Here is a 26,579-nt window from a genome sequence, read left to right as displayed (position 1 = left end):
CGGTTCAACTCTCGGCCGCCGCTCTTCGATGGTGCGTGAGCAGCGTGTCGTAGATGTCGGCGAGCGCGGCCAGCTGTTGGCGATCGAGGATGTCGATCATGTGCCTGCGCACACTCTGCACGTGCGCGGGTGCGGCGCCGGTCAGCACCTCGGCGCCGCGCTGTGTGAGCCGCGCGGCGGTGCGGCGGGCGTCGTCGGGGATCGGCTCGCGCACCACCAGGCCGCGTTTCTCCATCCGGGTGATCTGGTGCGAGAGCCTGCTCTGCGACCACTCGAGTTTGGCCGCCAGCGCGGCGAAGGTAAGCCGGTGATCGGTGGTGTCCACCAGGTAGGCGAGGACCGAGTATTCGACATAGGTGAGGTCGGACTCCCTGGTGGAGTCCCGCCCGACCGCCGCGGCGATGAGGTCGCGGGTGCGCACGAAACCTACCCAGGCGCGCATCTCGACGTCATCGAGCCAATGGGGATCGGTCACGATAGCGCTCCAAACTCTGAACATCTGGCATCGAACATTCCGCGTCGCTCGGCGCGGCGCGCGAATAGTCTGCACACGGCCGGACGAGGGGACACCCGGGCGCTTTCTCAGAGATGAGAGGTAGCACCACCTGGGTTGAACGTGCAACCTTTTAGGTCGACTGCTCGACATAGGGTTGCCTAACCATCGGTGGGGTGCGGCTCGGCCGCTAGGCTCGCTGTTCTCGTGACCAGCCCGGTGTTCGTCAGCGCTCGGGCCCACCCAAAAGGAGTGCGACTGGTGACCGCGCCGGACTTCCGCTATTCAGATCTGCTGCCGATCGGCCGGGACGACACCCCCTACCGGCTGCTCACCACCGAGGGCGTCAGCACCTTCGAGCACAACGGCCGCACATTTCTGCAGGTCGAGCCGGAGGCGCTGCGACTGCTCACCGAAACGGCCATGCACGACATCAGTCACTACCTGCGCCCCGCGCACCTGGGCCAACTGCGTAAGATCATCGACGACCCGGAGTCCAGCGGCAACGACCGCTTCGTCGCGCTGGACCTGCTGAAGAACGTCAACATCTCCGCGGGCGGCATCCTGCCGATGTGCCAGGACACCGGCACCGCGATCGTGATGGGCAAGAAGTCCGAGGGAGTGCTCACCGGCGCCGACGACGCCGAATGGATCAGCCGCGGCGTCTTCGACGCCTACACCGAACTGAACCTGCGCTACTCGCAGCTGGCGCCGATCACGATGTGGGACGAGAAGAACACCGGCTCCAACCTGCCCGCGCAGATCGAGCTGTACTCCACGGCGGGTGACTCGGCGCATCCGGCGTACAAGTTCCTGTTCATGGCCAAAGGCGGTGGCTCGGCGAACAAGTCGTTCCTGTACCAGGAGACCAAGGCCATCCTGAACCCCACGCGGATGCTGGAGTTCCTGGACGAGAAGATCCGCTCGCTCGGCACCGCGGCCTGCCCGCCATATCACCTCGCGATCGTCATCGGCGGTACCAGCGCCGAGTTCGCGTTGAAGACGGCGAAGTACGCCTCCGCGCACTATCTGGACACCCTGCCCACCGAAGGCTCGCTGGCCGCGCACGCGTTCCGCGACCTGGAGCTGGAGGAGAAGGTCTTCGAGCTGACGCAGTCCTTCGGCATCGGCGCGCAGTTCGGCGGCAAATACTTCTGCCACGATGTGCGTGTGGTGCGTCTACCGCGGCACGGCGCCAGTTGCCCGGTGGCCATCGCGGTGTCCTGCTCGGCGGATCGACAGGCGCTGGCCAAGATCACCGCGGAGGGCGTGTTCCTGGAGCAGCTCGAGCGTGAGCCCGCGCAGTACCTGCCGGAGCAGACCGACGCCATCCTCGGCGGTGAGGTCGTGCGGGTCGATTTGAACCGGCCGATGGACGAGATTCGCGCCGAGCTGTCGAAATACCCGGTGAAGACCCGGCTTTCGCTGACCGGGCCGCTCGTGGTCGCGCGCGACATCGCGCATGCCAAGATCAAGGAGCGCCTCGACGCGGGCGAGCCGATGCCGGACTACCTGCGCGACATGGCCGTCTACTACGCGGGCCCGGCCAAGACGCCCGAGGGCTACGCCTCCGGCTCCTTCGGCCCGACCACCGCGGGCCGGATGGACTCGTACGTCGACCAGTTCCAGGCCGCAGGCGGCTCGTTCGTCATGCTCGCCAAGGGCAATCGGTCCGCGCAGGTGACCAAGGCGTGCAAGGAGCACGGCGGCTTCTACCTCGGTTCCATCGGCGGCCCGGCCGCGCGGCTGGCGCTGGACTGCATCAAGTCGGTCGAGGTGCTGGAGTACCCCGAACTGGGCATGGAAGCCGTGTGGAAGATCGAGGTCGACGATTTTCCCGCGTTCATCGTCGTAGACGACAAAGGCAACGACTTTTTCGCCGAAACCCAGAAGCCGATCGCGCTGCGCGTGCGCACCCGCTCCCGAGAGCGCGTCTGAATCGTCGTTCGAACCCGCGTGGTGGCAGCGCGCGGACACGGCGATGTCCCCCCGATCACCGGGGTGGCGTCGTCATGCCCCGGGAACCCTCAGCGAAGTACGTCGTTGGTTTCGGCTGCCGACGCAAGTTGAGGAGGGCAATGAGTACATCCAGGGCTGTACCGATGTCGTTGTGTATCTCCGAGTCGGCGGTTCGGCGATTGGCCGAGCGCGCCGCCCGGGACGGAACGAGCTGCACCGCACTACTCGATCGCCTGATCCGGGAGGGTGTCGATCAGCTGGACCATCCCGGGATCGTCTTCCGTGGACCGATGAACGACCGTCGCGCCGCGCTGGCGGCAGGCCCCGAGGTCTGGGAAGTCGTTGCGCGTCTACGCGAATTGGATGGTCCCGCGGAACGCCGCATCGAAATCCTCGGTGCGAAATCGGACCTGAACGTCGGCCGGATCAGGGTCGCCGTCGCCTATGCCCGCGCGCACGGCGCCGAGATCCTCGAGCGGATCGGGCGCAATCGCGAAGCAGTGGAGGCGATTCGCCGTGCCCGCGCGCGGGTGGCCGCAACGCGGGCGCGGCCGAGTGCGCTGGACGGTCCGGCGCGCGTGTGATTCGGCCGGATTGTCCGGTGTAGTAGCTCTTCACATTCTGGGGAGCGAATGTGGAAACTCGTGTTTCTGGATCGACCGCTCGACCTGCGGACGGCTACCCGGCGTTGGCCCGGAAGCCGTCCGCCGTGCGTCCGGCCCGATTCGCAGGGGCTTGGAGAACAACGAGTTTCGCGCTCTCGGCGTCGACCGTGCGTGATGGTGCGGTCGCGAATCGCGTGCAGGTCGGAGGATTCCGACAATCCGGATCAATGGCAACCCCTTTCGTACTGTGATCCACAGCACTGGAATAGATTGTGGACAATGGGATTTCCTTGTGAGCGAAATGTTAGCCAGCTGGGGATAATTGACTCACAATCGGACATATCGTTTAGCTATGATCACACTTTGTGTGCCCTGTGTATCCGAATTGTGCTGTTTGCAGCGTGATTCGCCAGATGTTGTCCACAGGGTCGCTGCTTCGAATCTGTGCGGCCGCTCGCCGTGCTTGCGGGCACACTGAAGCAGATCGGCACGGTCGTCGCGTTGCCACCGTCCGCTTCGTGCGGGTAGTCGGCGTGCGCCACGGGCGGCTCGGTATCCGGCGCCGCGAGCGCCACGCGCACCGCGTGCGCCGAACCGGGGATACCCGGCTCGGCGCACGCAGGCGATAGCATCGCGACATGGTGCTGTGGAGTGGTGGGCGGAATCGTATGCTGAAGGGGCTGCCGGTGGCGGTGCTGTCCGCGCTGGTCGTGACCGGGGCGATGGCGGGGCAGACGCAGGCCGAGCCCGGCGTCGCGACCGATCAGCGGCAGTCGGCGGGGTCGGCGGCCGGAACCGAGGGGCTCGAGCCCCGGTTGGCTCTGGCGTACACGCTCGCCGAACGCGAGGCGCGCGCGCAGAGCGTGCCGCTGTCCATCACCTCCGGATACCGGACGCCGGACGAGCAGCAGGTGCTGTGGGACGACGGACTGGCGACCTACGGCAGCCCCGAGGCCACCCGGCGGTGGGTGCTGCCGCCCGCGGAGTCCACGCACGTGTCCGGGCGGGCGATCGACGTCGGCCCACAGCAGGGTGCGCAGTGGCTGGAGGCCAACGGCAATCGCTGGGGGCTGTGCCGGATGTTCGACAACGAGTGGTGGCATTTCGAGCTGGCTACCGTGCCGGGCGTGGACTGCCCGCCGATGCGGCCGGACGCGAGCGAGCGGTAGCCATTTCGGCGAACGGGTGGCCGGCGACCGCACCCACACCATCGTCCGCTCGGGACCGATGGCCGCACCGCGCGGCCTTCGAAGTCAGGTCACCGGCGCCAGCTCGAGTCCGCCCTCGATCGTGTTCGGGACGCGGCGGCGATTGGGCGAGCCGAGGGCGGCGGTCAGATCGGTGCCGTCGTGTTCGGCGAGCAGATCACCGCTGTCCCAGACCAGCAGCGTCGCGCTGACGGCGTTCTCGGCCGTGGCGTGCGCAAGGTCGTAGTGCGCGCAGCCGGGGACGTGCGGGTAGGTGATCCACAAGTCGTAGCCGGTCATGAACAGGTCGAGGTCGAATTGCACGCTCAGTCCGAGCAACTCGCTGCGTCCGTTGTCGTCCACGCCCGCAAACGCCTCGTCCAGCGCGAGCAGGCGCGGAGCCTGCGGGTCGGCCGAATCGAGCATGACGTGCGCGGCGGCGAACAGCGGCAGGTGCAGCGACACCGACTGCTCGCCACCCGACAGCGCGCTGTGGCGGGCCACGGTCAGCTTGTCCTCGCTGCCGTCCGCGGAGATCAGCGTGAACGAGAACACCCGCCAGGTGCGGTAATCCAGGGTCGCCGCGAGAATCTCGGGGTAGGAGCGTTCCGGGTGCGCGGCCCGCGCGGCGCGGATCTCGGCGGCGAAATGCGCCCGGATCGCTGCCAGGTCCGCCGCGGAGAGCGCAGAGGCGTCGCGGTCGAGTAGCTTGCACATGGCCCGCGCCGCGTCGGACAGGCTGTCGGCGAGCACCCAGTGCACGCCGATGGTGTTGCCTGAGGACATGCGGCGCTGCTTCATCTCCGCGCCCATTCTGGCGATGAGATGGCGGGCGTCGCTGGTGCGTTCGTGGATCTGCTGGGCGAGGCCGGTGAGCAGCGCGTCCTCCAGGATGCGCCGCTCGGCGTCGGTGAGCAGCAGCTCTTGGTCCTTGCGCGCGGCATCGATGCGGGTGGCGAAATCGGCGACCGCCGAAACGCCGTAGTCGTCGTGCACCTGGACCACGGTGAGGCCGTCGGCCGCGTCCCACTGCAGCCGATAGTCGCGGCCGGAACCGGCGAGCGCGGCGTCGAACTCCTGTAGCGCCGCGGTGACCGCGCTGCGAGTGGACTTGCGGGTGGCCTCGCTCGCGCGCACGGACGAGGTGGCGGTGGCGAGACTGTCGAACAGCTCGGAGACCTCGTCGGGCAGCACTCGCGGTTCGGCGTGCGGCCCCGCCGACGCGATCTGGTATAGCAGCTGTTCCGGTGTGGACCACGCGGCGTCACTGCTCGGCCAGCGTCCGTCGGGCGGCGCGCCGAGCAGGGTGAGCAGATCTGGTTCGGCGTACGGCGCAAGGGCTTTCACCTCTGCGAGCACTTCGGTGAGTGCGGTGCCCAAAGACTCGTGCGCGGTGCGATAGGCGGCCTCGGCGTCGCCGACCGCCTCGATGGCCTCGTTGGCGGCCTTGCGCGCCGCCTTCTGCTCCGCCTTGGTCGCTTCGATCCGCTGCCTGGCCAGGTCCAGCTCACGGTCGATATCGGCCGCGCCAGCACCCAGCGCGTCGCGCAGCGTCTCGAGTTTGCGCAATTGCTCCTGGTAACCGGACTGCGCCGCCTCCGCCTCCTCCGCGAACGCCTCGGCCAAGTCCGCCGCCTCGGTCAGACGGTCCTCGCCTTCCCGCTCGCGTTCGCGTTCGCGCTCGTATTCGGTGCGCAGGCGGAGCAGTCCGGTGCCGGTGTTCTCGAAGTGCCGGATGGCGGCGGCGAGGGCGTCCAGCTCGCGGGCCGAGCGTGGTGTCCGGTGCGTCGCCGCGGTGGCACGCAGCTTCTTCTCGACGGCGGACACCTCCGCCACCGCCTGATCGAGGTCGCGCTCGGCTTGGGCGCCGGCCTCGGAGCGGGACCGCATCATGCCCGCGGTCTCCGCTACCGCGCGCAGTGTGGCGGTGATCGCGGTCGGACGCGAAAGCGCCTTGGCCGCGGCGGAGATCCGGGCGAGTTCGGCGGTGGCGTCCTCCTCGTCCTGCTCGGCGGCACGCCGGGATTCGCTCGCCACCTCGATGGCGGCCGCCAGCTCGGCCACGCGGGCCGCGCGCCGCCTGGCTCGCGCGGTGGCACCGATGAACTCCGCGTCGGCCTTCCGGTGCCCGCCGACCTGCACCCCCTGGCGGAAGCTACCACTGATCCCGATGGCGACCACGCCGGTCGGTTCGTCCGCGTCGTCGTACAGGGCGATCGAGGCGAGCACGTCGGCCACGGTCTGCCGCGGCACCGTGAGGGTGTCCGAATCATCCTCGACGACAAGGACATCCACGAGTGTGCGTCCGGAAGGTCGCTGGTTCGCCGACAGCGGCACGAGGAACTGATCCGACTCGTAGTCCGACGGCAGCTCGTCGTCCGCGCAGACCCAACCGTCGAGCAGATCGGCGGCGTGCAACGCGGCCTCGATGCCTGCCGCGGCCTCGGGGGACACGTCGTCGGCGAAACGGACCAGGCGCCACAGCGGAGCGCCGGGACAGTCGCCCGTCCGACCGGAGCGCGCTACGAAAGCCGGGGGCGCGTCGTCGCGCTGGGCAGCGACCCGGTCGCGTTCGGTGTTCAGCTCGGTAATACGCGCGGCCGCTGTGGCCGCGCGGGCGCGGGCGTCTCGGCGGCGGGTGCGGATCTCGTCGAGCAAGGGCTCGGCCCGCTCGACCAGCACCTCTGCGACGGTCGCCTCGTCCGAACCGGCCTGGGCGACAGCGGTGTCCAGCGCCTCGAAGAGGCCGTCGCGGAGCGGGGAGTAGACCTCGCGGTGCTCGTCCCACCAAGCCCGCAGAGCGCACGCGGCCTCGGTGCGGGCCAGCGCCACGGCCGCCTCGGCATGAGCGACCTCCGCGGCGGCCGCCTCGCGCAGCTCGCGAGCGCGCTCGGCGAGCCGCTCGGCCCTGGTGCGCTCGGCGGCCGCACTGTCGAGGAACCCCAACGCCTTCCGTGCCGCGCGCACGTCGGCGTCGCGTTCCTCGGCGTGAGCGCGGACGGCGGCGGTGAGCTGCTCGGCGCGCGCCGTCTCGGGCAGCGGCGTCCACATGATCCCGGCTTCTTCCGCGGCTGTGCGCAATTCGTCCTCACCGCGGGCGAGCGCGGCGCGAGCGGTACGAACCGCCGTGCGCGTGCGCTCGGCTTCCTGGGCGCGCTGGTCCATGGTCTGGCGCGTCTTGAGCGCCTTGTCGCCGTGGACGCCCGCCGAGCTCTCCAGGCGCCGCACGGCGTCGGCCAAGTCGTCGAGCTGCTGCTTGCCCTCGTACGCGCTGGAGCGCTGCAGGTTCTCCCGGTCGGCGAGGGCCTGCTCGTAGGTGCGGTCGGCGTCCTCGGCGCGGGTCTCGGCCGTCGTGCGCTCGGCCTCCCTGCGTTTGCGCAGCGCCGTGGCGGCGAACAGTGCCGTGCTCGCATGGGTGACCGCGTCCAGCCGGGCGCGCACCAGGTCGACGTCCGTCTTCGCCTGGACGGCAAGGTATTTTCGGTACACCGCTACGAAAGCCCTGGTCGCGGTGTCGGCGTGCACCAAGCCCTCCAGGGTGCGGCCGACCTCCTCCATGTCGCTGAAGGAACGGGCGGCGTCGAGAATCAGCTGCTCGTCGAGCGGACGTAGGCCGTCGGTGAGCGCCTGGGACAGACCGCGCGGGTCGAGATTCTTCGCCAGCTGCGGGCGGCGCAACGTGAGGATCAGGTTGATCAGCTGGTCGTAGCGCTGCGTGCCGAGACCGAACATGCGCGCGTCGATGGCGTTGCGGTACTCCACCGGCCGGTCGACGATCGAGTCGGTGCCGATCTGCTCGGCGAGTTGCTTGCGAGTGAACGGGCGGTCGTCCGGGCCGATCAGCGAGAAGTCGACGCCGACCCGGCCGTCGGCGACGAAGTACCAGCGGGTCACCTTGTCCGAGGAGCGAGTGGCGCGCATGCCGATCCCGACGGTGACCACCTCCGGGTCGTCCCGGCGACCGCGAGCGAACTCCATCCAGACGTAAGAGTAGGCCGACTCCTGCTTGCGGTAGAGCAGGTTCGACTTCATCGTGCGTTCCTCGCCGGCGAACGGGTTGAGCCTGCGCGGCTCGATCCGCCCGTCCAGCACGAAGGGGAACAGCACCTCGAGTGCCTTGGTCTTGCCCGACCCGTTCGGCCCGCGCAGCACCAACCTGCCGTCGGCGAAACAGAATTCCTGGTCGCGGTAGTCCCACAGGTTGACGATCCCGGCGCGGGTCGGGGTGAACCGCACTCCGCCGTGAATGAGCGACATCAGTCAGCTCCCTTCCGTTCCGGTGCTGTCGGGCCCGTAGGTGTCGGCCGCAGTCACGAACAATTCCGCCGCCCGCTTGGTGCGGACTGTCACGACTGCGCCGCGGTAGCGGGCCAGGGCGGGCAGCACGAGCAGTTCGTCGTCGACCACCTGAACCAGCCGCAGCCGCTGCAACAGAGCCACCACCTCCGTGGCGAGGCCGGGGATGTCGGCCTGCCACTGCGCGGCGAAGGTGGCGCCATAGCGGTCGGCGAGCGCCTGCACCGTCTCACGTACCCACGTGGTGTCGATGATCGGATACGTCTCGAACCCGTCCACTGCGTGCTCAGGAAGGCAGTCCAGCTCCGGTGAATAGGGCTCTTTCCCCAGCGAATCCAGCGAGCGCAGCTCGGCGAGCGGTGCGAACACGGTGGATTCGGGGATGGCTTCGTCGAGCTGCTTCGCCAGCGCCTCGCCCGTATCCTGCGCGCAGGGCCGCAGGGGCAGTGGGTTGTCGATGTCGAGCACGCGGTCGGCGATCTCACCGGCCAGCAGCAGCGCTACCTGTGCGAGGGTTCCGGTGCCGGGAAAACGGATGTCGGACAGCCGTCCCGAGGTGTCGATCAGCGCGACGCCCTCGGCGCGGCGCTCGGCGCGCAGACCGGTGAACAGTTCCACATCTGCGACGATCCGTTCCTGCGCGAGCACCGGGCGTTCCTCGGGCGCGAGATCGTCGGCGTACACCACCGGCCGTTCGGCCAGCGCCCTGCGCACCCGACGCGCGATCTCGGCGGCGGTCGGCGGGTGCGGGGAAACGCCGGTGGCCGCGGCCTCTTCGGCGAGCAGCCCGCGCACGCTGTGCAGATGCTGCAGTGCGCGTGGCGGCCGGAACAGCGCGAAGACCACCGGCCGGTCGATGTCGTAGAGCGCCTCACCGGCCTCCGGATCGCTGGCCCAGCCGCCGACGTCGCCGTCGGCGAGGGTGATCGCGCCGCGCCGGGTCAGCCAGCCCACCGCGTCGACGAACGCGTCGCGGTCGGGGGCCCGGTCGGTGGACAGCTCGAGCCCGTCCACCCGGCCGGTGTAGGCGGCGACGTGATCGGCCAACTCCGACACTGTGATCTGGTCGCCTGCCCGGCCCAGCGCGGCGAGAGTCAGCGCGAGGTAGGCGTAGCGGCGGCGGTCGAAGACGCGCTCGCCCGGGGTGCGCGCGGGCCTGCCCGCATCGAGGCGGTCGAGCACCGGGAACACCCGCGCGGTGGTCTCGGTGACCTCCAGCCGGTAGCCGAACAGCTCGGCCAGATCCTCGCGCAGCTCGGTGGCCCATCGGCGGATCAGCGGCAGAGCGATCCGGTCCGGATAGGTCCGGGTGATCAGGTGATTGGCCAAGACGACCCGTGCGGCGCGTTGGTAGTTGTCCAGCGCGAGAACGTCGATCTTGTGTCCGCGCATCAGGGGCGCTCCCCGGTGGCCCGCGCCCTGGTCGTCTGCTCGACCTTGAGCGCGCGATTGTTCAGGTGCAGTAGCCCTCGCGCAGTACGCACTACGGTCGACCCCTCGTGCTCGGAGACGGTGAGGGTGACGCCGCTGTCGGAACCGGTCGTCCCCGCGACCCGGCCGCACACCGGAACCCACGCGGTGGACGCGGCGTCCAGCAGCCGAAGCAGCACCTCGGTTTCGCGTTCGTCGAGAACCCGCTCGTGCACGTCGCCGGAGGCCAGCGACGCGGCGGCCACCGCGCGCGCCCGCTGCGCGTCGAGCTGCGCCTCGCGCAGCCGCCGGATGCCCGCGTCATTGCGGTGGATACGCGCCGGGGCGGCGGCCGCCGGCGGCCGCCCGGTCTCGGCGAGCGTCCGCGAGATCTCCAACGGCGGTGCGTCCCACCAGGATCGGATCGCCGGAATCACGTCGGCGTCCGGGTGCTCCATCGCCAGATGTCGCGGCCTGCCCAGCCCGAAGACCGCGTCGAAGAGCGCATGGGCGCTCTCGGCCGTCGGTGCCGCGGTGAACCAGCCAGCCAGATGCCGCAGCGCCGACTCCCGGCTCACCCCGCCGCGCCGCGTCTCGGTGACCCGGCGTAGGAGGGACAGGACCGCGGCGATGGCGCTCATGGTGGCCTCGCGTAGCCGCTCGGCCTCCGTCGTACCCGCGGATTCGCCGCTGGCCGAGGCGACGAACCAGGTCCGCAGTCCATCCCATCGGGACTGCCAATCCGACTGGCGCTCGGCGAGACTCAGCAGCACCCGCTCGTCACAGTTCGCCGCGCGTGTGATCAGCTCCTCGACGCCGGTCTCCTCGATCTCCGCGATCGCGCCTGCCAGGCGCGGGGTGAACCGGGCCAGGTCGAGGCTGAACTCTCGCATGTGCGCCAGCAGCGCGTCTTTGTGCGCGAGAAACGATTCCGGGGTGATCTCGGTGGTGCGGACCAGGTCGCCGAGTCCGAGATAGAAGTGCGCGGCGCGGGCGGCCATGTCCGATAGCGCGGCGTCGAGGCGGCGCAGCGTGCGATACACGCGTTCGGCGTCGCCCGCCCGATTGGCTTCGGCCAGGGTATGCAGGTCGGCCAGCAGTTCAGGAAGCACGAGCCGCGACAGCGCGGCCTCGTCGAGGCGGGCATCGAGCACACCGGCCACCGCGCGGTAGGCCCGGAAACCGGCCTGCGAGAACTGGTACACGTAGTGCCGGTTGCGGTATTCGGCCAGCGTGGCGGCGCGGGTTCCGTCGTAGCTGCGCTCCAGCACGCCCCATCTGTGCAGTTGGTCGAGCAGCGTGCCGATCTCGGCTGCGGTCAGACGCGGAGCATGCGGCCTGTCTTCGGCATCGGCGGTTCGGGTGGGTGCACCGGCATCCGACTGGAGACCACCACCGAAATCGGACGTGCGCGGGCCGCTTCCGTCTCGCTCGATCCATTCCGCCACGTCGTTCGCGTGCAGCAACACCACGTATGCCGCCCGCGCGCTGTCGAATGCGCGGAGTACCCACAGATAGTCGGCGCGCCGCTCGGCGGTGGCGAAGGAGAACAGCCGCAGCCGGTCGTCCCAGGGGGCGGCGGAGCCGTCGACGGAGTCGGTCACCGGGAACAGGGTAGTAGCGGGCCGATCGCCGTCCACGCGATGCTCCGGTGTTCGGCGTGGCTGTGTCTGGTTCGCCGCCGTTCGCCAACGCCTTCGGTGGCAGGTCCGCTCATTCGATGGACAGCGAACGCAGCTGGTCCATATACACCCGAGTCCGTGGGTCGCCGGGGTAGCGCTCGATCATCTCGCGCGCGGCCTCGCCCGCGATCCACACCAGTGAGGGCAACGAGCGTCGCTTTCCCGCGAAGGCACGCATGCCCTCGTCCAGCGCCAGTTCCAGATCGCGGTTGCGGACCGCGACGACGGCCAGGGTCAAGTGCGCTTCGGAGACCCGCATCGGGTTGCGCACGGAGCCGTCGGCGCGGGTCGCGTTCCGGATCACCTCGCGCGCGTAGGATTCGGCGAGCCGATCATCGCCCGCTACTCGGCAGCAGTCCATCGCGTAGAAGTCGAACTTCTGCGCGTCGATCACGAAATGGTTGTCCAGATTCGCTGGATGATCGAGTCGCTCCAGGATCGCCCGGCCGTCCGCCAGTGCGGCTTCCGCCTGCCGTCGTTCGCCGAGCCTCGCCCAGGCTTTGGCGCGCTGGGCGGTGAGCTGGACACCGACCCGCAGATTTCGGCTAACTTCCAGCATTGGGTCAACCGTATCGATGACGCCACGGTAGTTGCCCTGGGTGAGCGCGGACCAGGCCGCCATTTCCGCGGCCCAGCAGGTGATCTCGGCGTGTTCGGCCTCCTGCCCCAGCGAGTACGCGGCCCGGCGTGTCGCCTCGGAGGCAGTCCGCCGACCCAGATCGAAGTCGACGCATCCGACAAGCAGCGCGACCCAGCCTGCGAGGACGAGGATTTCGCGGTGCTGGGCCAGCGTCAGGCGTCCGTCCAGCAACGAAGTGATCCTGCGCAGCCACGCGGTGCCCTCGGCGTGCAGTTCATGGGGGTCGGCACAGGAGTATTCGCAGCACAGGCGCTCGGCGGTGATCCGGATGGCCTCGAGCGTCACGGGAGACACGTCGGAAATGCGTAGTCTGCCGAGGAATTCCAGGGTGTCCATGCCGGTTGCGGAAAGCAGTTCGTCGTCCCGGCTCGGCCTGGCCTTGGGGAAGAACGCCGCGGTAACCGTGTCGAACGCGGCGGCGATGATGGGGGCGTAGAAATCGTCCGGGCGCGACTCGCCCGATTCCCATCGGCGCCAGTTCCGTAGGAGTGTACTGTCGGTCGGCAGGTTGCTCGATGACTTCGCGCGCATCACGCGGACGGCCTCGGCTTGTGACCACCCCCTCACATCGCGCTCGGAACGCATTCGAACAGCCCAGACGGGTCGATCGTCAGCAGCGGCCACCGCTGTAGTATCGCACCAGTTAACGCTCGATCGCCGCATTAGGGCAGGGCGATGTCACCGGGTTGACATCTACATTCGCACTGTGGCGTTGTGCATGCTGGAGATGGAAGCGGAGAGTTTGCCTTACACCTACTCTTGTATGAAGCGCAATAACCCCGTAAGACGGGTGGATCCACATAAGAGAACAGCGATCCCAATCCAACGGAGGTTCGGGTGGAAGCGTTGATCTATGGATACTTGCGTGACGATCTGGCCGATGGCAACAGCGAAGAGCTCGAGGACGCGATGAGCAGCCTCGCCCGCGAAGAAGGGCTATGTTTCGCCGCAACGTTCCATGAATCGACAGCGGGTGACGGTACGGCGTTCGCCGAGTTGACGGCCGAACTCAAGCGTGCCGACGCACACCACGTGGTGGTTCCATCGCTTGATCACTTTGCCGGCCAGACGATTCCGCGCGACATCTTGATCGCGAAGCTGGCCCACGAAGCGGCGGCCCGGGTCTGGACCATCGAGACCGGAGTGCAGCGACAGAACCGCCCCGCACCGCGGGGAGCCCCAGCGCCGTAGTCCAGCCACCGTCCTAGTAGCGACCACACCGGCCGTGAGGGGCGCGAGCAATGCCGCGACCTGGTGCTGCCCGAACAGTGGATACACCTGCCAGTGCAGCAGATAGGTGAACAGCGAGCTATCGGCCAGCACCGCGGCGCCGACGGCGACGAGCGCGGGGACCCGGATCGCGGGCAGCCACACCAGCAGGAGCAGGCCAGCCATGATCAGTCGCTCTCGATCGGGAACGCCGAAATATCCAGGCACCGTGGTCAGCACGACCGCACCGACCAGCAACCGCTGCCACGCCGTCGTGGCCTTCGCCGCCGCCCAGCCGAGCGCGAAGCACCATACGGCCAGGGGCGAGAACGGCACATCCCTCGCCGGGTACACACCGAAAGTCTGGTAGCGGAATATGATGCTCGCGGCGACCAGCGCCATCGCGAACCAGAACGGCGCGCGCCGCTCCAGCCGGTCCACCGACGGGATACGGATCAGCGGCGCGGCCACGATCATGAAGTAGACGACCACCTCGAGGAACCACAGGTGGCCGGCGGTGGGGCTGTCTCGTGGGCCGAGAATCTTGTTGAGCAGCAGCACATTCTGCCAGCCGTAATAGTCGCCGGCCACCAGGGTGAGCACCACCCACGCCGTGGTCGGCACCGCGATCAGCGCTACGGTGCGCAGTGTGGCACAGTCGTTCGGCGCGCGGCGCCGCCGTCACCGCGAACCGCGAACCGCGCGAAGTTGAATCCCGCCACGCCGAGCAGCACGTGTGCCGCACCCCACAGCACGAACAGGCCGACGTGCGAGCCGACGATCAGCACGATGCCGGTGGCGCGCAGCAGCGTCCCGGTGTCCAGCGAGCGCCCGAACCGCGTGCGGCCTTCGGGGATCCGCTCCAGTTCCGCGACCGTCGTGGTCGGCCAGTCGCCGGGCAGGCGGCCGAGTGCGCCCTCCAACCGCGCCGCGGTGGTCACGTAGGTGAGCGAGTTTCTACCACTTGATACAGCCCCTCGGGAGTGCGCAGGGCCAGGTCGCCGGTACGCAGTGCCTCGACGGTGCGACCCAACGCGAGCTCATGCGCGGACTGCGCGTAACCCATCATCACGTTGGGGCCACGACAGACCAGCTCGCACGGCGTGTCGGATCCGTCGCCCGCATCGTCGAGCGGCTCGAGGGTGAATTCGCCACCGGGAATCGGGATTCCGATGCACTCCGGATGCTCGGCCGCCAGATGCGCGGGAAGATAGGGATCATAAGCCAACCGCAACTCTTCGGTGATGTCGGAGGCCAGCAGCACGGCGCAACCGGCGCTGAGCGCACCCAGATACGCGACGAGAGCGGCGAGGTCGTTGCGGGCCGCGAGCGCGACGAGGCGCGGGGCCGGTCCGAGCTCGGTCGCGTAATCCTCGACGAGGGCCGCCAGTTGCGCGTAAGTGACCTGTCGCGCACTCTCCCGCACCGACTCCGCCGAGGTGCTCGCCGGGTTCGGCCGAGCGCACTGGACGGCGATCCGGTCGTCGAAGCCGCGGAGATGCGCGACGATCGGGAGAACGCTCATCGGCGGAAGTGCAGGTGGCGGACGTATCCCGGCCGGAAGGTGGCCCCCGGCGAACTTCCGGTGAATCGGCGATGCGTGCCCGCGGGAAACGAAGCCGCGCGGCAGGCTCAGAGCCCGAAGCTGCCCGGCCCCCTCCTGCGCAGGTACTTCTCGAATTCGGCTGCGATGGCGTCGCCGTCGATCTTGGCCATCGCCTCGTTCACGTCGGCCGCGGCATCGCCGCGCTCCTCCAGCGAGCGCACGTACTCGCTGATCTCGTCGTCGCCGACGGTCATCTCGTTGACGGCGGTCTCCCAGTCCTCGGCCTGCTTGGGCAGCTCGCCGAGCGGCACCTCGATGTCGAGTACATCCTCGACCCGGTGCAACAGCGCGATCGTCGCCTTCGGGTTCGGCGGCTGCGAGACGTAGTGGGGCACCGCGGCCCAGAACGACACTGCAGGCACGCCCGCCTTGACACATTGGTCCTGCAGCACGCCGGTGATGCCGGTCGGTCCCTCGTAGCGGGTCTGCTCCAGGTTGAACCGCTCGGCCGCCTCCTTGCTATAGGCGGAGCCGGTCACCGGGACCGGCCTGGTGTGCGGGGTGTCGGCCAGCAGCGCGCCGAGGATGACGACGGTCTGCACTCCGAGCTGTTCGATGAACTCCAGCAGGTCGCCGCAGAAGCTGCGCCAGCGCATGTTCGGCTCGATGCCGCGAAGCAAGACCACATCGCGGTCGCTACCAGGCGGCGAGCAGACCGACAGCATCGTCGAGGGCCACTGGATTTCCCTGGTCACACCGTCGACCTGGCGCACCGTGGGCCGGTTCACCTGGTAGTCGTAGTAGTCCTCGGAGTCGAGTTCGGCTAGCGGTTCGGCGTCCCAAATCAGTTCCAGATGCTCGACGGCGCCGCTGGCCGCGTCACCGGCGTCGTTCCAGCCCTCGAAGGCGGCGACCAGCACCGGATCCCGCAACGTCGGCAGTTCCGGATCGGGAGTTTCACTGGCGTTCACTCGGTCAGCCTACGGCGTGAGCGGAGGTGGCGTGTCGTATGGTGGCCGGATGGGTCGGCGTGTTCACCCGCCTGTCGCAGAGAGGTAGTGTGGCGCAGGACACCGAGCCCCGACGCCGTGGGCGGCATCGTCCGCCCTGCGCACTACGCTGATCACATGTCTGCGCCCATCCCCGCCGAGTTCGACACCACGCTACTCGACACGCTACGCCGTCGCGTTGTCATCGGTGACGGCGCGATGGGCACGATGCTGCAGGCCGCCGATCTGACGCTGGACGATTTCCGCGGGCTGGAGGGCTGTAACGAGATCCTCAACGAGACCCGCCCCGACGTGCTGCGCGGTATCCACCGAGCCTATTTCGAGGCGGGCGCCGACGCGGTCGAGACCAACACCTTCGGCTGCAACCTGCCCAACCTTGCCGACTACGACATCGCCGACCGGATTCGCGACCTGTCCGAGCGCGGCGCGCGACTGGCTCGTGAGGTCGCCGACGACATGGGCCCGTCCTCGGACGGTACGCCTCGGTACGTGCTCGGCTCGATGGGACCGGGTACCAAGCTGCCCACGCTGGGGCACGCTCCATACACCCCGCTGCGCGACGCCTACACCGAGGCCGCGCTCGGCATGCTCGACGGCGGCGCCGACGCCATCCTCATCGAGACCTGCCAGGACCTGCTACAGGTGAAGGCGGCGGTGACCGGCAGCCGCCGGGCGATGGCGAAGCTCGGACGCCGGATCCCGATCATCACGCACGTCACGGTGGAGACCACCGGGACCATGCTGGTCGGCAGCGAGATCGGCGCGGCGCTGACCGCGCTGGAGCCGCTCGGCATCGACATGATCGGCCTGAACTGCGCGACCGGTCCGGATGAGATGAGCGAACACCTGCGCCATCTGTCCCGGCACGCGCAGGTGCCGGTCTCGGTGATGCCGAACGCCGGTCTTCCGATGCTCGGCGCCGACGGCGCGGTGTATCCGCTCACGCCAGAAGAGTTGGCGGTCGCGCTGCGCGGTTTCGTCTCCGAGTTCGGGCTCGCCCTGGTCGGCGGCTGCTGCGGCACCACACCGGAACACATCCGCCAGGTCACCGCCGCGGTGCGTGAGATCGAGCCGAGTCTGCCGCCGATCGCCGAGCGGCGTGAGCCTGCGCACGAGCCGAGCGTGTCCAGCATGTACACGGCGGTGCCCTTCGAGCAGGACGCTTCGATCATGATGATCGGCGAGCGCACGAATGCCAACGGCTCCAAGGCTTTCCGTGACGCCATGCTGGCCGAGGATTGGCAGAAGTGCCTGGACATCGCCAAGGACCAGACCCGTGACGGCGCGCACATGCTCGACCTGTGTGTCGACTACGTCGGCCGCGACGGCACCAGGGACATGGAGGCGCTCGCCGGCAGGCTGGCCACCGCGTCGACGCTGCCGATCATGCTCGACTCCACCGAGCCTCCGGTGCTGCGGGCCGGTCTGCAGCACCTCGGCGGCCGCTGCGCGGTGAACTCGGTGAACTACGAGGACGGCGACGGTCCCGAATCTCGCTTCCAGCAGACGATGCGGCTGGTCGCCGAGCACGGCGCCGCGGTGGTCGCCCTGACCATCGACGAGGAGGGGCAGGCCCGTACCGCGGAGAAGAAAGTGTCGATCGCCGAGCGCCTGATCGCCGACATCACCGGCAACTGGGGCCTGCGGGAGAGCGACATCATCATCGACACGCTCACCTTCACCCTCGGCACCGGCCAGGAGGAGTCCCGCCGCGACGGCATCGAGACCATCGAGGCCATCCGCGAACTGAAGCGCCGCCGCCCGGACGTGCAGACCACGCTGGGCTTGTCGAATATCTCCTTCGGCCTCAACCCGGCGGCACGTCAGGTGCTCAACTCGGTATTCATGCACGAATGTGTGGAGGCCGGTTTGGATTCCGCGATCGTGCACGCCTCGAAAATCCTGCCGATGAGCCGGATCCCCGACGAACAGCGCGAAGCCGCACTGGATCTGGTATACGACCGTCGCAGCGAGGACTACGACCCGCTGCAGAAGCTGATGGCGTTGTTCGAGGGTGTATCGACCGCGTCGTCGAAGGCCTCGCGCGCCGAGGAGCTGGCCGCGCTACCGCTGTTCGACCGGCTGGAGCGGCGGATCGTCGACGGCGAGCGCAACGGCATGGAGGCCGATCTGGACGTGGCCATGACCGAGGTGCCGCCGCTGCGGATCATTAACGAAACCTTGCTGTCCGGGATGAAGACGGTCGGTGAGCTGTTCGGGTCCGGCCAGATGCAGCTGCCGTTCGTGTTGCAGTCCGCCGAGGTGATGAAGGCCGCCGTGGCGTACCTGGAGCCGCACATGGAGGCCACCGACGACAGCGGCAAGGGCCGCATCGTGCTGGCCACCGTGAAGGGCGACGTGCACGACATCGGCAAGAATCTGGTCGACATCATCCTGTCGAACAACGGCTACGAGGTGGTCAACCTCGGTATCAAGCAGCCGATCTCGACCATCCTCGACGCGGCGGTGGACAAGAAGGCCGACGTCATCGGCATGTCCGGCCTGCTGGTGAAGTCGACCGTCGTGATGAAGGAGAATCTGGCAGAGCTCAACGCCAAGGGGGTGGCCGAGCAGTTCCCCGTGCTCCTCGGCGGGGCGGCACTCACCCGCTCGTACGTGGAGAACGACCTCACCGAGGTGTACGAGGGCGATGTGCACTACGCGCGAGACGCGTTCGAGGGTCTACGGCTGATGGACGACATCATGACTCGCAAGCGCGGCGGCGGCCCCGACCCGGAGAGCCCGGAGGCCATCGCCGAGCAGGAGCGGGCCGCGGAGCGCAAGGCGCGCCACGAGCGGTCCAAGCGGATCGCGGCGGAGCGCAAGGCGGCCGAGGTGCCCGTCGTGGTGCCCGAGCGCTCCGACGTCGCGGCGGACCTGCCGGTGCCGGTGCCGCCGTTCTGGGGCACTCGCGTGGTGAAAGGTCTTGCACTGCACGAGTATTCGGGCTTGCTCGACGAGCGGGCGCTGTTCCTCGGGCAGTGGGGGCTGCGCGGACAGCGCGGCGGCGACGGGCCCGGCTACGAGGAGCTGGTGGAGTCCGAGGGCAGGCCGCGGCTGCGCGCCTGGTTGGACCGGCTGAGCACCGAGGGCGTGCTGCAGCACGCCGCAGTGGTGTACGGGTATTTCCCGGTGGTGTCCGAGGGCGACGAGGTCATCGTGCTCACCGAGCCGGATCCCGCTGCGCCGGAACGCTATCGGTTCGCGTTTCCGCGCCAGCAGCGCGACCGGTTCCTGTGCATCGCCGACTTCATCCGGTCGCGGGCCTACGCACAGGAAACCGGTCAGGTGGACGTGCTGCCGTTCCAACTGGTCACCATGGGCCAGCCGATTGCCGACTTCGCCAACGAGCTGTTCGCGGGCGACAGCTACCGCGACTATCTCGAGGTGCACGGCATCGGCGTCCAGCTCACCGAGGCGCTGGCCGAATACTGGCACCGCCGTATCCGGGAAGAGCTGGTTCTCGACGGCAACGCGGTCGCCGACTCCGATCCGGCGGACGTGCTGGAGTACTTCAAGCTCGGCTACCGGGGCGCTCGGTACTCCTTCGGTTATGGGGCATGCCCCGATCTGGAGGACCGCGCCAAGCTGGTCGACCTGCTCGAGGCCGACCGCCTCGGCGTGGTGTTGTCCGAGGAGCTCCAGCTGCATCCGGAACAGTCCACCGACGCGTTCGTCCTGCTGCACCCGGAAGCGAAGTACTTCAACGCCTGAGCCAGGCTCCGTGCGGCTGCGGTGCCGCCAGGCCGGGCCATCGGCGGAGGTGCGGCGATCCGGTGGCCGAACCGAGGCATCGGCGTGCTCGTCTCGGACTGCCGGAGATCGGATGCGCCGGCCCGGCGGCCAGGTGCCGATCGGGCAGTCGCGTCGCCGGGTCGCGAGGCCATCCGCTCGGGTCGGACCATTGTGACGGTGTTCACCGTGCGGCGTAGCGGAATTCGGTCGCTGCAAGGGCCTTGGCTACCTGGACATATGGCCTGATTTGCGAAAATCCGGGTCCCGGAGGGCGCGACACGGCGCGCGGGCGCGCGGCATTGACCTGGGGGATTGCCGGTGCCCGCGCGGGAAGGTGGATGTCTGTCGGGTCGGTGTGCCATTGTCGAAGCGTTGCAACTGCATCCGGAGCAGTCGGCGGATGCGTTCGTGTCGCTGCTTTGGGGGTGCAAAGCACCTCAGCGCGTGGGATTCGTGGAGATTCCTGGTTTGCGCGCTGAATGCTGGACAGCTAGGCGCGTAAGTAGGAGAGGCACACCACCATGACTGCGGATCGATTGATCGCGGGACGATACCGGCTCACGGATCCGATCGGCGCCGGTGCCATGGGAGTCGTCTGGCGAGCCACCGACGTCCGGCTGCGGCGCACTGTCGCGGTCAAGCAGCTGCTGCTCGGTCCCGGCCTGTCGCGTTCGGCGGCGCTGGAGGCGAAGTCGCGCGCCATGCGCGAGGGCAGAATCGCGGCGCGGCTGCACCATCCGAACGCCATCACCGTCTTCGACGTGGCGGAGGAAGACGGCCAGCCCTGGTTGGTCATGGAGTACATGGACGCGCCCAGCCTGGCGGCCAAGCTGTCCGACAAGCGCACGCTGGCCCCCGCCGAGGTCGCGAAGATCGGCGCTCAGGCGGCGTCCGCGCTGGCCGCCGCGCATGACGCGGGCATCATGCACAGGGATGTGAAGCCGGCCAACCTGCTGGTCGGTAACGACGGCACGGTGAAGATCACCGATTTCGGCATCTCTCGCGCTGTCGGCGATGTGACGGTCACCGCCACCGGCTTTCTCGCGGGGACGCCCGCTTATCTGGCGCCGGAGGTGGCGCGCGGCGAGGATCCGGAACCGGCCTCCGACGTCTTCGCCCTCGGCTCGACGCTGTACACGGCTGTGCAGGGCAGACCGCCGTTCGGTGCGGGCGACAACCCGCTCGCCGTGCTGCACGCAGTGGCCAGGGCGCAGGTCGAGGAGCCCGAGAACGCGGGCGTGCTCGGACCGGTGCTGATGCTCCTGCTGGCCCCGACCATCGATGCCCGCCCGACCATGCGCGAGGCGAAGGAGGCGTTGGAAGCCGTTGCGGCGGGCCGGGACCCGGGACTGGCGCCGCCGGTACTGACCAAGGTGATGCCCGCGCCCGGCGCGCCCGGCGCGACGGCGATTCTTCCGCAGTCGGGCGCCGCCGGGTCGACCGGGAGGCCGAGTGGCACCGCCGCCACCGCGCCCGCCGCCCTCGCGGGTCCGATCGCACCGCAACCGTTTTCCGCCCAGCCGCCCATCCCGCCTCAGGGCGGCGAGACCCTGCCCGGCGGTACGAGCAGACCCGAGCGCGGCCGGATAGCAGCGCTGGCCGCCGGCGCGGTGATCGTCGTGCTGATCGTGGCCGGAATCATCGCGACGGTGACCGCCGGAAACCGTGACGAGGGGGGCGCCGCGGCGGCATCGTCGGTCGTGCCTCCTGCCTCGCAGGCCGAGAGCTCAACGCCCCCGGCGAACGCGGTCGGGCCCGTGCCCGAGGAGACCGCGGCCCCGACCACCGCTTCCGGACCTGGCTCCGCATCGGCCACGTCGAGCAGCTCAGGCCGATCCACGACGCCGAGTCGAACGTCGACCATCATCACCACCACCCCGTCCGGCCCGGCGACGCCCGACCGGATCATCTCCTTCGTCCAGGGCTACTACGGCATGCTGCCCGGCAACGTGTCCGGCGCCTGGTCTCAGCTATCTCCCGGGTACCAGGCGCAGACCGGCCAGGACTCCTATGTGAGCTTCTGGGGCACGATTCGCTCGGTCAGCGTGGGCGCGGTCACACCGAACGGCTCGAACCGGGCGGTTGTCGCGCTGACCTATACCCTGAAGAACGGCACGACGACCTCGGAGAATCGATGGATCGAGGTCGTCGGGGACAGCGGTCGGCTACAGATCGCCGGATCGGGGACCTAGGCGGCTGCCTCGCCTTCGCTCGGCCCGGCGCGAGGCTGCGGACGGACTTCGTCCGGCTGCGCCAGTTGTGCGGCTGCCTCGCCTTCGCTCGGCCCGGCGCGAGGCTGTGGACGGACTTCGTCCGGCTGCGCCAGTTGTGCGGCTGCCTCGCCTTCGCTCGGCCCGGCGCGAGGCTGCGGACGGACTTCGTCCGGCCGCCCCATCAGCAGACGAGACAGAGGAGACGCACCGAACGTGACAGCGCGACTGGCCGGAGTGCTCTGGGATATGGACGGCACGCTGCTCGATTCGGAGAAGCTCTGGGACATCGCGGTGCGCGACCTTGCGCGCGAGCACGGACACCAGATGACCGATGCGATCCGGCACGCGCTGATCGGCGCGTCCGGTCCGAACGCGCTGCGGATCATGTTCTCCGGTCTCGGCATCGCGCCGACACTCGGCGCGCTGCGGGCGGCGGGGGAGTTCCTGGATCGGCGCGTGACCGAGCTGATGACGGGACCGATCCCGTGGCGGCCCGGTGCGAAAGACGCGCTGGCCATGGTGCGCGCGGTCGGTCTGCGCAGCGCGCTGGTCACCAACACCAAGCGGTCGCTGACGGAGTTCGGGCTCGACACCCTCGGGCGCGACTTCTTCGACGTCTCGGTCTGTGGCGACGAGGTGGCGCACGGCAAACCGGAGCCGGACGTCTACCTGCGCGCCGCCGAGTTACTCGGCCTGAGCCCGCGACGCTGTGTGGCCGTGGAGGATTCGCCTACCGGCGCCCGCGCCGCCGAGGCCGCCGGCTGCGCGGTACTGGTCGTCCCGTGCGAGATTCCGGTACCGGGCGCGCCCGGGCGCGTCCTCCGAGATTCGCTGGTCGGGCTGAGCGTCAACGACCTCGAGCGCGCGCTGCTGATACGCGGCTGAGCCTCCGGGTACGACACTCCCGACCTCGTTCTGCTGAGAGTTACTGTGCCGCAACCAGAGTGAGCGCAGCTGATAGGTGTGACGGTGATCACCGGCAATCTCGCCGAATCTCGGGCGTGTCGGCGGGTGCTACACGAAAATGACGCCATGGCAGCGTTGGGTGTACTCGACGAGATCGTAGATTCCGCGCAATATCCTCTTGCGGATCCGGAGGGGGCCGGTCTGCGCGCGGCGGTGCGCCGCGTCCGCGCGGAACTGGACGACAGCGGCTGCACCGTACTCCCCGGTTTCATTCGGCCGGAGCTGATCGACGCGCTGCGGGCGCAGGGGGAGCGGATGGCACCGCACGCGTATTACCAGGTCGAGCGAGTCAATGCCTACAACATTCCGCTGGATACCGAACTGCCACAGGATCATCCAGGTCGCATCGTGCTCGAGCGCGGCAACGCCTTCGTGCCGCGTGACCGCATCCCGGCCGATGCGCTGATCCACCAGATCTACACTGCCGAGTCGTTTCAGCGATTCATCGCGGACTGCTTCGGCCTGTCCGAATTGCACGAGTTCGCCGATCCCCTCGCGGGACTCTGCCTCAACGTCGTCGCGCCGGGAATGTCGCATCCCTGGCATTTCGATACCAACGAATTCACCGTCTCCATGGTGACCCAACCTGCGGAGACCGGTGGAATCTTCGAGTACTGCCCCAACATTCGCACACCGGAGGCGGAGAATCTCGATAATGTGCGCGCTGTCCTGACCGGCTCCGGCGAGCGTTTCGTCCAGCGGCTCCAGCTGTGCCCCGGTGACCTGCAGCTGTTTCGCGGCCGTTTCTCGCTGCACCGTGTCGCACCCGTCGATGGGGCGCGCCAGCGCCATTCGGCCATCTTTGCCTTTACCGATCGCCCAGGAATGGTCGGCACGGTGGAACGTACTCGACAGTTGTTCGGCCGTGTGCTGCCCGACCATCTAGCCGTCGCCGACGCGGTCCGGGGCGATCGACTGCTCGACTGAGCCGAGCGGTTCGACTGACCGAGCTCGACCCGAAAGGACCGACAGTGCCAGTTCCGTTACACACAACCGGGAAAGCGTCTTTCGACGACATCTACGTCCATCCCGATCCGCGCGCATACTACACGCGCATGTCCGATCTGGACTACCGCATTCCGGAACTGGCGAAACCGTTCTTTCAGCAGCAGATTCGGGAATACCGCGCCTCCGCCCGGGTCGCCGCCCCGACTGTCCTGGACATCGGCTGCTCCTACGGCGTCAACGCCGCCGTGCTGCGCTTCGACACCACGGTGCCCGAGCTGGCCGACCACTACGACGACGCCGACTGCGACCGTGCCGGGCTCATCCGGCGCGACCGAGCCCGGGTGAACGCGGGCACCGGCCTGACCGACGTCCGTTTCGTCGGCATGGACGTGGCGCGCCCCGCCCTGGACTATGCGCACGAGGCCGGGCTGCTGGACGACGTGGTGCACGCCGACCTGGAGTCCGGTGAGCCGACCGGGGAGCAGCGCGCGCTGCTGGCCACCGCCGACCTGGTCGTCTCCACCGGCTGCGTCGGCTACGTCACCGAGAAGACCCTCGCGCGCGTCGCCACCGCGCACCCGCGCAGGCGCCCCTGGATGGCACACTTCGTATTGCGCATGTTCGACTTCGCGCCGATCGCGGCGGAACTCGCCGCGCTCGGTTACCGCACCGAACAGGCGCCGGGGCGGTATCAGCAGCGCAGGTTCGCCTCCGGGGCCGAACAGGCTCAGGTGCTGAACACCCTGTCCGTCAACGGGATCGACACTACCGGCTTGGAGGATAGCGGTTGGCTCTACGCCGATCTGTATCTCTCCAGGCCGTTGCCGAAACATCACGCCGACATCGAGGATCCGCATTGACCGAACGCACCTTCGCCGCCGACGACCACCTACCCAGGGTGCCCCTGCCGACGCTGGAGGACAGCTGCGGCCGGTTCCTGCAGTGGTGCGCGCCGCTGCTGGCCGCAGACGAACTCGCCACCACCCGAGCCGCGGTCGGCGACCTGCTGCGCGCCGACGGACCGGGCCGCACGCTGCAGGCGGCACTCGCGGAGTACGACGCGACCCCCGGTGTGGGCAGCTGGCTGGATCTGTTCTGGCCGTCGCGGTATCTGGGCAGGCGGGATCGGATCGCCCTGAACGCGAACTTCTTCTTCCTGTTCCGCGACGACACCCCGCTGGCCATGTCCACCGCCGCGACACAGGTGGACCGCGCGTCCGGAATCATCTCCGCCGCCGTCGACTACAAGCTGGCCCTCGATCAAGAGGCCATCCCGCCGGTGACCCAGCGCGGGCAGAAACTGTCGATGTGGCAGAACAAGTACCTGTTCTCCGAGACCCGGATCCCGGGTGCGGAGCAGGACACCGTGCGGGTGCCCTACAGCGACGAGTGGCCGGGCCACTCCGAGGCCAGGCACATCGTGGTGTTTTTCCGGGGCAGCATGTTCCGGATGGACGTGCTGGGTCCGGACGGTGCGCCGTACTCGCCGGAGGATCTCGCCGATGGTCTGCGCGCGGTGCTGAAGGCGGGCGCGCGGCCGGCCCGCACCGACAGCGCGGTCGGGCACCTGACCACGAAGGCCCGCGCCGAATGGGCGGCCAGCAGGCAGACGCTCTCGACCGAACCGGCCAACGTCGCGGCGCTGGACGCCGTCGAGACCGCGCTGTTCGCGATCTGTCTCGAGGACTTCACCCCGCGTGACGAGCTGCACGCCTGCGATCAGCTGTTGCACGGGGACAGCGCGAACCGGTGGTTCGACAAGTCGGTGTCGTTCATCGTCTTCGGCGATGGACAGGCGGGCATCAACGTCGAACACTGCGGGCTGGACGGCACCACCATTCTGTCCTTCGTCGACACCCTGCTGGAAACCCCGGTACCGAAGCACGCCGCCCGGTCCGGAGCGCAGGCGCAGGGCCTGCCCGCGGTCGAGCCGATCGAGTTCGTGCTCGATGCGGCGCAACGAGCCGACATCGCAGGGGCGGGTGCCGCCTTCGCCCGCTACGCCGCGGAGAACGCCACGCAGACGGTGACCTTCCCGGACTTCGGCACCGCCCGAGCCAAGCAGCTCGGTATCTCCCCGGACGCGTTCGCGCAGCTGAGCTACCAGCTCGCCCACCGGCGCAGCAAGGGAATCACCGGCGCCACCTACGAGTCCATCGCGACCAGGCAGTACCGCAACGGCCGTACCGAGGCGATGCGGGTGGTCACCCCGGAGATGGTCGCCTTCGTGGACATGATGCAGGACCCGGACGCGGACCCCGAGTCGAAACTCGCGGCCGCGCGGACAGCGGCAAGCGCGCACGTGGAGCGGGCCAAACAGTGTCAGGCAGGCGACGCGCCCGAACAGCACCTGTGGGAGCTGCAGTGGATCCAGCGGCGCCGTGGTGCGGAACTGGGTGTCACGGACCCGATCCCGCTCTACGACAGCCCAGGCTGGACCATCCTGCGCGACGACTACCTGAGCACCAGCTCGGCGCCGTCGGTCAACATCCGCTACTTCGGTTTCGGCTCCACCAGCTCCCGGTGCATCGGTGTCGCCTACGTCTTGCTCCCGGACCGGTGGAACCTCTACCTGGCCACGCCGACGCCGGTCGCGGACCAGATGTACGCGTTCGCTGACCACCTCCGCGCGGCGGTCGCCGACCTGGAGGCGCTGCTGGCCGGAAGCTGACGGCACAAC

18 protein-coding genes are annotated in these 26,579 nt (G+C 68.8%); 9 read left to right on the top strand and 9 right to left on the bottom strand.

Annotated elements, in window-relative coordinates; all coding sequences use genetic code 11:
- Positions 1-4 precede the first annotated feature (4 nt).
- Positions 5-475 carry a MarR family winged helix-turn-helix transcriptional regulator gene (locus OHB12_RS10195; protein WP_327118397.1) on the bottom strand — a complete coding sequence of 157 codons (471 nt, stop codon included), beginning with the start codon at positions 473-475 and terminating at the stop codon, positions 5-7.
- Positions 476-754: 279 nt separating this feature from the next.
- Here OHB12_RS10195 and OHB12_RS10190 point away from each other — a divergent pair, with 279 nt between their 5' ends.
- The 3 genes from OHB12_RS10190 (at position 755) to OHB12_RS10180 (ending at position 4,226) form a co-directional block, all read left to right on the top strand.
- The gene (locus OHB12_RS10190) at positions 755-2,431 is read left to right on the top strand and encodes a fumarate hydratase (RefSeq protein ID WP_327118394.1); all 1,677 of its coding nucleotides are present in this window, start codon (positions 755-757) and stop codon (positions 2,429-2,431) included.
- A gap of 140 nt (positions 2,432-2,571) precedes the next feature.
- Entirely contained in the window at positions 2,572-3,036 is a 465-nt protein-coding gene (locus tag OHB12_RS10185) for a hypothetical protein (protein ID WP_327118392.1), read from the top strand.
- A 689-nt stretch (positions 3,037-3,725) separates the two neighbouring features.
- On the top strand, positions 3,726-4,226 hold the full coding sequence (locus tag OHB12_RS10180; protein ID WP_442800004.1) for a M15 family metallopeptidase: 501 nt from the start codon (positions 3,726-3,728) through the stop codon (positions 4,224-4,226).
- Between the two features lie 84 nt (positions 4,227-4,310).
- Here OHB12_RS10180 and OHB12_RS10175 read toward each other — a convergent pair whose 3' ends face one another.
- The 8 genes from OHB12_RS10175 to OHB12_RS10140 form a co-directional block, all read right to left on the bottom strand.
- Positions 4,311-8,501, bottom strand: coding sequence for a TIGR02680 family protein (locus tag OHB12_RS10175; RefSeq protein WP_327118390.1), 4,191 nt, complete (start codon positions 8,499-8,501; stop codon positions 4,311-4,313).
- A gap of 3 nt (positions 8,502-8,504) precedes the next feature.
- Positions 8,505-9,932 (bottom strand): TIGR02678 family protein, encoded by a 1,428-nt coding sequence (locus OHB12_RS10170; protein ID WP_327118388.1) that lies wholly within the window; start codon positions 9,930-9,932, stop codon positions 8,505-8,507.
- Positions 9,932-11,509: a TIGR02677 family protein gene (locus OHB12_RS10165; protein WP_327120984.1), complete on the bottom strand. Its 1,578-nt coding sequence runs from the start codon at positions 11,507-11,509 to the stop codon at positions 9,932-9,934. Before OHB12_RS10165 ends, OHB12_RS10170 begins: the two co-directional genes overlap by 1 nt.
- Before the next feature lie 154 nt (positions 11,510-11,663).
- Positions 11,664-12,857 (bottom strand): XRE family transcriptional regulator, encoded by a 1,194-nt coding sequence (locus tag OHB12_RS10160; RefSeq protein ID WP_327118386.1) that lies wholly within the window; start codon positions 12,855-12,857, stop codon positions 11,664-11,666.
- A gap of 351 nt (positions 12,858-13,208) precedes the next feature.
- Positions 13,209-14,105, bottom strand: coding sequence for a hypothetical protein (locus tag OHB12_RS10155; protein ID WP_327118384.1), 897 nt, complete (start codon positions 14,103-14,105; stop codon positions 13,209-13,211).
- An 11-nt stretch (positions 14,106-14,116) separates the two neighbouring features.
- Positions 14,117-14,422, bottom strand: coding sequence for a hypothetical protein (locus OHB12_RS10150; RefSeq protein WP_327118382.1), 306 nt, complete (start codon positions 14,420-14,422; stop codon positions 14,117-14,119).
- On the bottom strand, positions 14,419-15,006 hold the full coding sequence (locus tag OHB12_RS10145; RefSeq protein ID WP_327118380.1) for a hypothetical protein: 588 nt from the start codon (positions 15,004-15,006) through the stop codon (positions 14,419-14,421). Before OHB12_RS10145 ends, OHB12_RS10150 begins: the two co-directional genes overlap by 4 nt.
- A 107-nt stretch (positions 15,007-15,113) precedes the next feature.
- Positions 15,114-15,998, bottom strand: coding sequence for a PAC2 family protein (locus tag OHB12_RS10140; RefSeq protein WP_040779604.1), 885 nt, complete (start codon positions 15,996-15,998; stop codon positions 15,114-15,116).
- 156 nt (positions 15,999-16,154) lie between these two features.
- On the opposite strand from OHB12_RS10140, the gene metH reads away from it, so the two are divergent.
- From metH to OHB12_RS10110, 6 genes are all read left to right on the top strand, one after another.
- Positions 16,155-19,751 carry a methionine synthase gene (gene metH, locus OHB12_RS10135; RefSeq protein ID WP_327118376.1) on the top strand — a complete coding sequence of 1,199 codons (3,597 nt, stop codon included), beginning with the start codon at positions 16,155-16,157 and terminating at the stop codon, positions 19,749-19,751.
- 542 nt (positions 19,752-20,293) lie between these two features.
- On the top strand, positions 20,294-21,964 hold the full coding sequence (locus OHB12_RS10130; protein WP_327118374.1) for a serine/threonine-protein kinase: 1,671 nt from the start codon (positions 20,294-20,296) through the stop codon (positions 21,962-21,964).
- Between the two features lie 234 nt (positions 21,965-22,198).
- Positions 22,199-22,870 carry an HAD family hydrolase gene (locus OHB12_RS10125; protein WP_327118372.1) on the top strand — a complete coding sequence of 224 codons (672 nt, stop codon included), beginning with the start codon at positions 22,199-22,201 and terminating at the stop codon, positions 22,868-22,870.
- Between the two features lie 147 nt (positions 22,871-23,017).
- Positions 23,018-23,878, top strand: a complete 861-nt coding sequence (locus tag OHB12_RS10120; protein ID WP_327118370.1) for a HalD/BesD family halogenase — start codon at positions 23,018-23,020, stop codon at positions 23,876-23,878.
- Positions 23,879-23,922: 44 nt separating this feature from the next.
- Positions 23,923-24,759, top strand: coding sequence for a class I SAM-dependent methyltransferase (locus OHB12_RS10115; RefSeq protein ID WP_327118368.1), 837 nt, complete (start codon positions 23,923-23,925; stop codon positions 24,757-24,759).
- A complete protein-coding gene (locus OHB12_RS10110; RefSeq protein WP_327118366.1) occupies positions 24,756-26,570 on the top strand; it encodes a choline/carnitine O-acyltransferase in 1,815 nt (604 codons plus the stop codon). Before OHB12_RS10115 ends, OHB12_RS10110 begins: the two co-directional genes overlap by 4 nt.
- Positions 26,571-26,579 lie beyond the last annotated feature (9 nt).

The sequence above is a fragment of the Nocardia sp. NBC_01730 genome, assembly GCF_035920445.1.
Lineage (GTDB): Bacteria > Actinomycetota > Actinomycetes > Mycobacteriales > Mycobacteriaceae > Nocardia.
This window is presented reverse-complemented; position numbering and strand designations above follow the sequence as displayed.

What these genes read in the sequence shown, in the direction of transcription:
- OHB12_RS10185 (WP_327118392.1), top strand. Translation starts at nt 2,572, where the DNA reads ATGAGTACATCCAGGGCTGTACCGATGTCGTTGTGTATCTCCGAGTCG.
- OHB12_RS10180 (WP_442800004.1), top strand. Translation starts at nt 3,726, where the DNA reads ATGCTGAAGGGGCTGCCGGTGGCGGTGCTGTCCGCGCTGGTCGTGACC.
- OHB12_RS10175 (WP_327118390.1), bottom strand. Translation starts at nt 8,501, where the DNA reads ATGTCGCTCATTCACGGCGGAGTGCGGTTCACCCCGACCCGCGCCGGG.
- OHB12_RS10170 (WP_327118388.1), bottom strand. Translation starts at nt 9,932, where the DNA reads ATGCGCGGACACAAGATCGACGTTCTCGCGCTGGACAACTACCAACGC.
- OHB12_RS10160 (WP_327118386.1), bottom strand. Translation starts at nt 12,857, where the DNA reads ATGCGTTCCGAGCGCGATGTGAGGGGGTGGTCACAAGCCGAGGCCGTC.
- OHB12_RS10145 (WP_327118380.1), bottom strand. Translation starts at nt 15,006, where the DNA reads ATGAGCGTTCTCCCGATCGTCGCGCATCTCCGCGGCTTCGACGACCGG.
- metH (WP_327118376.1), top strand. Translation starts at nt 16,155, where the DNA reads ATGTCTGCGCCCATCCCCGCCGAGTTCGACACCACGCTACTCGACACG.
- OHB12_RS10130 (WP_327118374.1), top strand. Translation starts at nt 20,294, where the DNA reads ATGACTGCGGATCGATTGATCGCGGGACGATACCGGCTCACGGATCCG.
- OHB12_RS10120 (WP_327118370.1), top strand. Translation starts at nt 23,018, where the DNA reads ATGGCAGCGTTGGGTGTACTCGACGAGATCGTAGATTCCGCGCAATAT.